Consider the following 6,661-nt stretch of genomic DNA (forward strand, 5'->3'; position numbering starts at 1 on the left):
TGAGCTTCACCGACCGCCCGATCACGTCGGACGGGCGAAGGCGGGCCTTCAGTTCTTCCAGGAAACGGTCATCGAAACGCACCGCCGACCCTTAACGCCAATCCCGTCGCAAGCGAAGCGCCGGGGGAGGGGGGTCACCCGCCGCTTGGCGAATGGTGGACGGGATGGTCCCGAAACGGCGTCCGAGCGCAAATTCCTCATTGACTCGACAACTTTGAAATTGAAAGTAGTCATATCGAAACCGGAGCCCCGCCATGTCCGACGCCGCCACGCCCGCGCCATCCTCCGACGAGAGCGACATCGCCTATCTGAAGCGGCTGGCCGTCGCCGGGCGGGGGGAGCCTGCCCCCTTCCTGCTGCTCATGGCGGTGTTCGGCGGGGCCTATGGGTTCGCGATGCTGGCCGTGATGATCGGCCTGGCCATTGAGGGTTTCCCCGACCCCGCGCAAGGCCGGTACCAGGCTGGACCGCTCGTTCAGGCGCTGAACTGGAGTATCATGGCCGCCCACCTCGTCTTCCTGCTGGCCCTGATCTGGACGGCGTGGCGGACGATCGGGCCCAAGCGAGTGCGACTGAGCCGCGCGGCGACGGCGACCTGGAGCGCCGCCTTCGTCGCCATGGTCACCGTCGTCGCCGGCTTCAACTTCTTCACCCAGGGCCAACAGCCGACCGACAGCGTCTATGCCGCCTACATGATGCCGCCGGTGCTTCTGGTCCTGTGGGGCAGCGCCTGGTGGGTTACGGCCATCCTGAACGACCGGCGCTGGCTGCTGCTGGTCGCGGTGGGCAGTTTCGCCGCCGCGATCGCCATGGCGGTGGTGGGCAACAGCCCGCCTATCCTGCCCTTGGCAACCGCCTGCCTGCTGCTGCTCGCATTCGTCCCGGCGGTCGTCCTGATGCGGCAGAGGGCCCGTTGAACGCGCCGTTTGCGGTCGATCCGCTGCTGTCCAGCCGTGTCCGGGCGGGTATTCTCGCCTTCCTGTCTGATCGCGGTGCGGCCGACTTCACCGAACTGGCCGCCGTGCTGGAACTGCCGAACAACAGCCTGTCCAGCCACCTGCAACGGCTGGAGGGGGCCGCCTATATCGAGCTACGTCGCGGATTTCTCGGCAGAAAACCCCGTACACGGATCGTTCTGACGCCCGTGGGGCGCAAGGCCTGGCTGGCGCATCTGGCCCGGATAACCGACCCGGCCTGAGGTGGACTATTAACCTTCTGTTTACCAATACGCTCAAAGCGTGACCATAACCGCCTGAATACGCACATATTTTCTGACCATACATGGAACTGTCCACAGGATCTGTGGATTAACCATACGACCCTCGCAAAAGGCGATGGGCCACCGGGGCCAGGACGCGATCGGCGTCGCAATCTCGATACCTGCGTTACGAAGGCTCGCCATGTTCATCTCTATCGCCCGCCAGGCGGTGGAGCCCATCGGACCCGACACCGTCGCCGTTCCCGGCTCTCCCGCCATCGTCGAACTGTCGCCTCGCGCGATGCACGCCCGTCTGCTGGAGAATGCCGCCCTGCGCCGCTTGCGCGGCGTGGAGCGCAAACAGGCGCACCGCGACGATGACGCCGGCTACTGGTTCAGCGCCGCCCCGATGGCGGTCCGCAAGGCCTCGGCCCTGCGCGAAGACAAGAGTTTCGCGCCGCTTCCCTGATTTCACGGGCTTCGCCGCGTAGTGAAGTTTCAGGGAAGGCCTGCGTCTTGCGGCCTCCGGCAGGGGATATAGGCTTGCAGGGCCAGGCCGGTTGAACCCATCGGGGGGTCTTCGAGCCGCAGAGGGAGCCTCCCGTGAGCCTCGACACCCTGTTCAACATCGCCAACACCGTCGCCCTGGTCGGATGGATCATCCTGGCGCTGGCCCCGCTGCGACGCGAACTGGTGATCGCGGCGGCGCGCTGCATCGCCGTCGGCCTGGCCGTCACCTACACGGTATTGCTGGTCCAGGCGGTCGCGAGCGGCGGTCTCGGCGGCGACCTGACCACCCTGTCGGGCCTCACCGAGGGCTTCAGCCAGCCGTGCGCGGTCCTGGTCGGCTGGGTCCACTATCTGGCCTTCGACCTGTGGGTCGGGGCGTGGGCGATCGAGGACGCCGGCAAGCGCGGCGTGCCCCACTGGGCCATGCTGCCGGTGCTGTTCCTGACGCTGATGGCGGGACCGGTCGGGCTGCTGGCCTATCTGGGGGCGCGGGCGGCGCTGGCTCGGAAGGCCGTCTGAGCCCGAAGACCGGATTGCGACACCGTCCCGCTTGAGGAACCCTCAGCGAATCGCCACCTTGTCATCACCATGAGCGATCGCGCCACCGGCCTGCCGCCCTCCCGCGTCGTCGCGGTCCTGGGTCCGACCAATACCGGAAAGACCCATCTGGCGGTCGAACGGATGCTGGGTCACGCCTCGGGCATGATCGGCCTGCCGCTGCGCCTTCTGGCCCGCGAGATCTATGAGCGGGTGGTCAAGCTTCGAGGTGCCAACGCCGTCGCCCTCATCACCGGCGAGGAAAAGATCATCCCGCCGCGCCCGCATTTCTGGGTCTGCACCGTCGAGGCCATGCCGCTGGAGCGCGAGGTCGAGTTCCTGGCCGTCGACGAGATCCAGCTGGTCGCCGACCCGGAACGGGGCCACGTCTTCACCAACCGGATGCTTCACGCCCGGGGCCGGTTCGAGACCATGTTCCTGGGTGCAGGCACCATGGCGCCCCTGATGCGCCGCTTGATCCCCGACATCGAGATCGTCACACGGGAGCGGCTGTCGAACCTGTCCTATTCCGGGTCCAAGAAACTGACCCGCCTGCCGCGCCGCAGCGCCATCGTCGCCTTCTCGACGGAGCAGGTCTACGCCATCGCCGAACTGATCCGCAGGCAGCGGGGCGGAGCGGCCGTGGTCATGGGTAGCCTCAGCCCCCGCACCCGCAACGCCCAGGTGGCCCTGTTCCAGTCGGGGGAGGTGGACTTCCTGGTCGCCACCGACGCCATCGGCATGGGGCTGAATATGGACGTCGACCATGTCGCCTTCGCCGGGATGCGAAAGTTCGACGGCCGCCGCACCCGTTGGCTGCACGCCCACGAGATCGCCCAGATCGCCGGCCGCGCCGGTCGCCACATCCGTGACGGCACCTTCGGCGTCACCGGCGAATGCGAGGACCTGGACGAGGATCTGGTCGAACAGGTCGTCAATCACCAGTTCGATCCGGTCCAGAACGCCGAATGGCGCAACGCCCGGCTCGATTTCGACACCCTGCCGGACCTGCTGCGGTCACTGGTCCAGACGCCCCCCAACTCACTCAGCGGGCGCGGCGGCCTGAAACTGACCCTGCCCGCGCTGGACGAAACCCTGCTGCGCCGGGCCATGCAGGACGACGACATCAAGGCGATCAGCCGCTCGCGCGGGACCATCATGCGCCTGTGGGAATGCTGTCAGCTGCCGGACTTCCAGAAGACGACCCTGGACGAGCACGCCCGGCTGTCGCGCGACATCTTCCACGCCCTGACCGGAAAGCGCGGTCGCCTTACCGACGAGTGGATGGGCCCCCGGTTCGCCGAACTGGACCGCGACGACGGCCAGATCGATCAGCTTTCAGCCCGGCTCAGCGGCGTCCGCACCCTGTCCTACATCGCCGCCCGCCCTGACTGGCTGGATCAGGCGCAAGGCTGGCGCGACCGCACCCGCGCGCTGGAGGATCGGCTGTCGGACGTTCTGCACGACCGCCTGACCGCCCGGTTCGTGGATCGCAAGACCACCGCCCTGATGCGCTCCCTGCACGACCGTGCCGACACCCTGGCCGAGGTCGCGACCGACGGCGTCGTCACCGTTGACGGCGAGGCGGTCGGTCATCTGGAGGGAGTCCGCTTCGCCGCCGACAAGGGCGGCTCGGCCCTGGCCGATCGCACGCTGAAGACCGCCGCCCTGCGCGCCGTGACGCCCGAGATCACCCGCCGCCTCGGTCGTCTCGCCGCCGACGCCGACGAGGCGTTCAGCGTCACGCCCGAAGGCGACGTGCTCTGGTCGGGGGCCCTGGCGGCGAAGATCACCAACACCGAACCCTTCTCGCCGCGCGTCCGGCTGATCGGCGATCTGGGCCCCCAGGCCGCGCGCGATCGGGCCCAGCGACGCATCGAGGCCTGGCTGGCGGGCGAGGCGGGCAGGGCGCTGCGCGACCTTCGCCGCCTGAAACAGGCCATCGAGACCGGCGGCCTGAAAGGCCTGCCACGCGGGATCGCGTTTCGGCTGCTGGAGGCCGGCGGCGTCATCGACCGCCGTGACGTCGAGCGCGACCTCGCGGCCCTCAGCCAGGTCGAGCGCCGCACGATCAAGACCTTCGCCATCAAGGTCGGCGCCCATTCGGTGTGGCTGCCGGGAGTGCTCAAGCCGCGCGGCCGGGTGCTCTCTCAGGCCTTCGCTGCGACCGAGCCGTTCCGCGCTAGCGGGCAGGGGCTTGCCCTGCTGCCGATCCCGGCTCCGTCGATCCGCGCCCTGTCGGCCTTCGGGCGGCGTGCAGTGGGCCGTTGGTCGGCCCCGATCGAGCTGCTGGAACGCCTGGCTGACCTTAAACAGGCGGCGGGCAAGGGCGATATCGCCCCCGACGCCCTGACCGATCTCGGGCTGAAATCCGGGGACGTCGGTGCCCTGCTCGCCGCCCTGAAATCCACCCGCGCCCAGCAGCCGGATCGGCTTGGCAAGCTCGTGGTGGTCAAGGATTCGCCCTTCGCCAGACTGGCCGAACTCACTGCCCCCGCGCCTCCCGCCCGCCGCAAGCGGCCGAGACGGAAGAAGTCGGCACCGTCCGCATGAGCGAAGGCTCAGTCCGCATCGACATCTGGCTGTGGCGCGCGCGGTTCGTGAAGACCCGGTCCCTGGCAGCCGCCCTGGTCGAGCGGGGCGCGGTGCGCCTGACCCATCACGGCCGCCAGACCCGCCTCGACAAGCCCAGCCGTGTCGTCCACCCCGGCGACGAGATCACCTTCGCGATCGACGGCCGTGTCACCGCCGTGCGCGTCGAGGCCCCGGGCGAACGGCGCGGACCCCCAACGGAGGCCCGCGCCCTGTATTCCAGTCTTGAAGGATCGCTCGACCCGGCCTCAAGCAGTGAGCCGCCGTGCGGCGAGCGTTAGGCCCCTATCAAGGTTGTTTGACGAACTCGCCCTCGATGTGCAGTTCGACCTCGTCGCCGATGGCCGGAAGACCATAGGTCATGCCGAACTCGGACCGCTTGATCGTGGTCTCGCCGTCGAAGCCGAGGCGATAGGCCCCGCGCATCGCGCCGGCCTGGTTGAACTTGACCTCGAGGGTCACCGGCTTGGTCACGCCGTGCAGGGTCAGGTCGCCGACCACATCAGCCTCGGTCGCGTCGTCGCTGTCGACGGTGATCGTCTTTGCAACGAAGGTGGCGGTCGGAAACTGGGCCGCATCGAAGAAGTCGGGCGTCTGCAGGTGGGTCTTCAGGCCCGGCGAGGTGTCATCCAGGCCTGAGATCGGCACGGTTGCCGTCAGGGTCGCGGCCGACGGATTAGCCGGATCGATGGTCAGGTCGGCCGTCACGCCCGTGAACTGGCCCGTATAGGTCGAGAAGCCCAGATGGTTCAGCGACCAGGTGATCTTGCCGTGCGACGAATCCAGCTTGTAGGTCCCGGCCTGGACCTCTGCGGGCACCTTGGTGAAGGCGGCCTGGGCGACGACCCCGCCCGAAATCAGGACGGCGGCGGCTCCGGCCAGGGCGGCGGAATGGATGAAAAGGCGGCGGTTCGACATGGAAACTCCTGGGTTGGGACGGCGATGACGGGGGAACTGTAATCAGTACTGATGCAAATAGCCGTGTTTCACACCACTGCAAGAGGGCCAGGGGCGCAAGGGACGACAGATTTGCTGTTCAACGCATTCAGCCCCGTTCGGTTGACAGTCGGCCTCGTCGGGGTCATCTGCGCAACCCGACCTTCCCAACCGACAGCGCCTATTCCCGCCCATGACCTACATCGTCACCGACGCCTGCGTGAAATGTAAGTTCATGGACTGTGTCGAGGTCTGTCCGGTGGACTGCTTCTACGAGGGCGAGAACTTCCTGGTCATCGCGCCCGACGAATGCATCGACTGCGGCGTCTGCGAACCCGAATGCCCGATCGACGCCATCAAGCCCGACACCGAGGACGAGCCCGACGGCAAGTGGCTCCAGATCAACGCCTCCTATGCCAAGGTCTGGCCCAACATCACCGTCAAGGGCACGCCCCCCGCCGACCGCGAGGACTGGGAGCGCGTCGAGAACAAGTTCGAAACCCACTTCAGCCCGAACCCCGGCAAGGGATCCTGAGCCAAGGCGGGGCGACCGGGTATTTGACTGCCCCAATGCTGCCGCAATGCAGCATGGTGGGGCTTCCCGCACGCCCCGCTTTGAAAATCCCCAGTTTTGTGATAGGTTCTCAATCATTGGATCGGGCGGTCGGCGCTTTACGTGCTCCGCCCGAGTTTGCGACAGAATCCCGTCCATGAAGACGGGATCGGCCAGAGGTTGGGTGATCCGTTTCCGCATTTGACGCCTGCATGTTTCCTCCGACAGCTTCGCTGGCGGACGAGAACCTGTCTGCGTCGTGCGCCTTCGTGTCTTTCCGCCCCTGCGTCCGGGAAAGGAATGACATGACCACCAAGAGCGTTCTGGAATTCAAG

General features: G+C 67.1%; 8 protein-coding genes. 7 read left to right on the forward strand and 1 reads right to left on the reverse strand.

The genetic code is table 11. The features are described 5' to 3' along the window. The first annotated feature begins 254 nt into the window (after window positions 1–254). The 6 genes from JHC99_RS16660 (at window position 255) to JHC99_RS16685 (ending at window position 5,118) form a co-directional block, all read left to right on the forward strand. A complete protein-coding gene (locus tag JHC99_RS16660; RefSeq protein ID WP_292155749.1) occupies window positions 255–917 on the forward strand; it encodes a hypothetical protein in 663 nt (220 codons plus the stop codon). Continuing rightward, window positions 914–1,198, forward strand: coding sequence for a transcriptional regulator (locus tag JHC99_RS16665; RefSeq protein ID WP_292155750.1), 285 nt, complete (start codon window positions 914–916; stop codon window positions 1,196–1,198). Before JHC99_RS16660 ends, JHC99_RS16665 begins: the two co-directional genes overlap by 4 nt. Before the next feature lie 202 nt (window positions 1,199–1,400). Continuing rightward, window positions 1,401–1,667 (forward strand): hypothetical protein, encoded by a 267-nt coding sequence (locus JHC99_RS16670; RefSeq protein WP_292155752.1) that lies wholly within the window; start codon window positions 1,401–1,403, stop codon window positions 1,665–1,667. 134 nt (window positions 1,668–1,801) lie between these two features. Beyond that, window positions 1,802–2,227 carry an ABA4-like family protein gene (locus tag JHC99_RS16675; RefSeq protein ID WP_292155753.1) on the forward strand — a complete coding sequence of 142 codons (426 nt, stop codon included), beginning with the start codon at window positions 1,802–1,804 and terminating at the stop codon, window positions 2,225–2,227. A 69-nt stretch (window positions 2,228–2,296) separates the two neighbouring features. Then, window positions 2,297–4,798 (forward strand): helicase-related protein, encoded by a 2,502-nt coding sequence (locus JHC99_RS16680; RefSeq protein WP_292155754.1) that lies wholly within the window; start codon window positions 2,297–2,299, stop codon window positions 4,796–4,798. Then, on the forward strand, window positions 4,795–5,118 hold the full coding sequence (locus tag JHC99_RS16685) for an RNA-binding S4 domain-containing protein (RefSeq protein ID WP_292155755.1): 324 nt from the start codon (window positions 4,795–4,797) through the stop codon (window positions 5,116–5,118). Before JHC99_RS16680 ends, JHC99_RS16685 begins: the two co-directional genes overlap by 4 nt. A 7-nt stretch (window positions 5,119–5,125) precedes the next feature. Here the strand turns inward: JHC99_RS16685 and JHC99_RS16690 are convergent, their stop codons facing one another. Continuing rightward, entirely contained in the window at window positions 5,126–5,755 is a 630-nt protein-coding gene (locus JHC99_RS16690; RefSeq protein ID WP_292155757.1) for a YceI family protein, read from the reverse strand. Between the two features lie 211 nt (window positions 5,756–5,966). Between JHC99_RS16690 and fdxA the strand changes: the two genes are divergently transcribed. Then, a complete protein-coding gene (gene fdxA, locus JHC99_RS16695) occupies window positions 5,967–6,308 on the forward strand; it encodes a ferredoxin FdxA (protein ID WP_271146812.1) in 342 nt (113 codons plus the stop codon). Window positions 6,309–6,661: the final 353 nt, after the last annotated feature.

The sequence above is a fragment of the Brevundimonas sp. genome (assembly GCF_016463485.1).
Lineage (GTDB): Bacteria > Pseudomonadota > Alphaproteobacteria > Caulobacterales > Caulobacteraceae > Brevundimonas.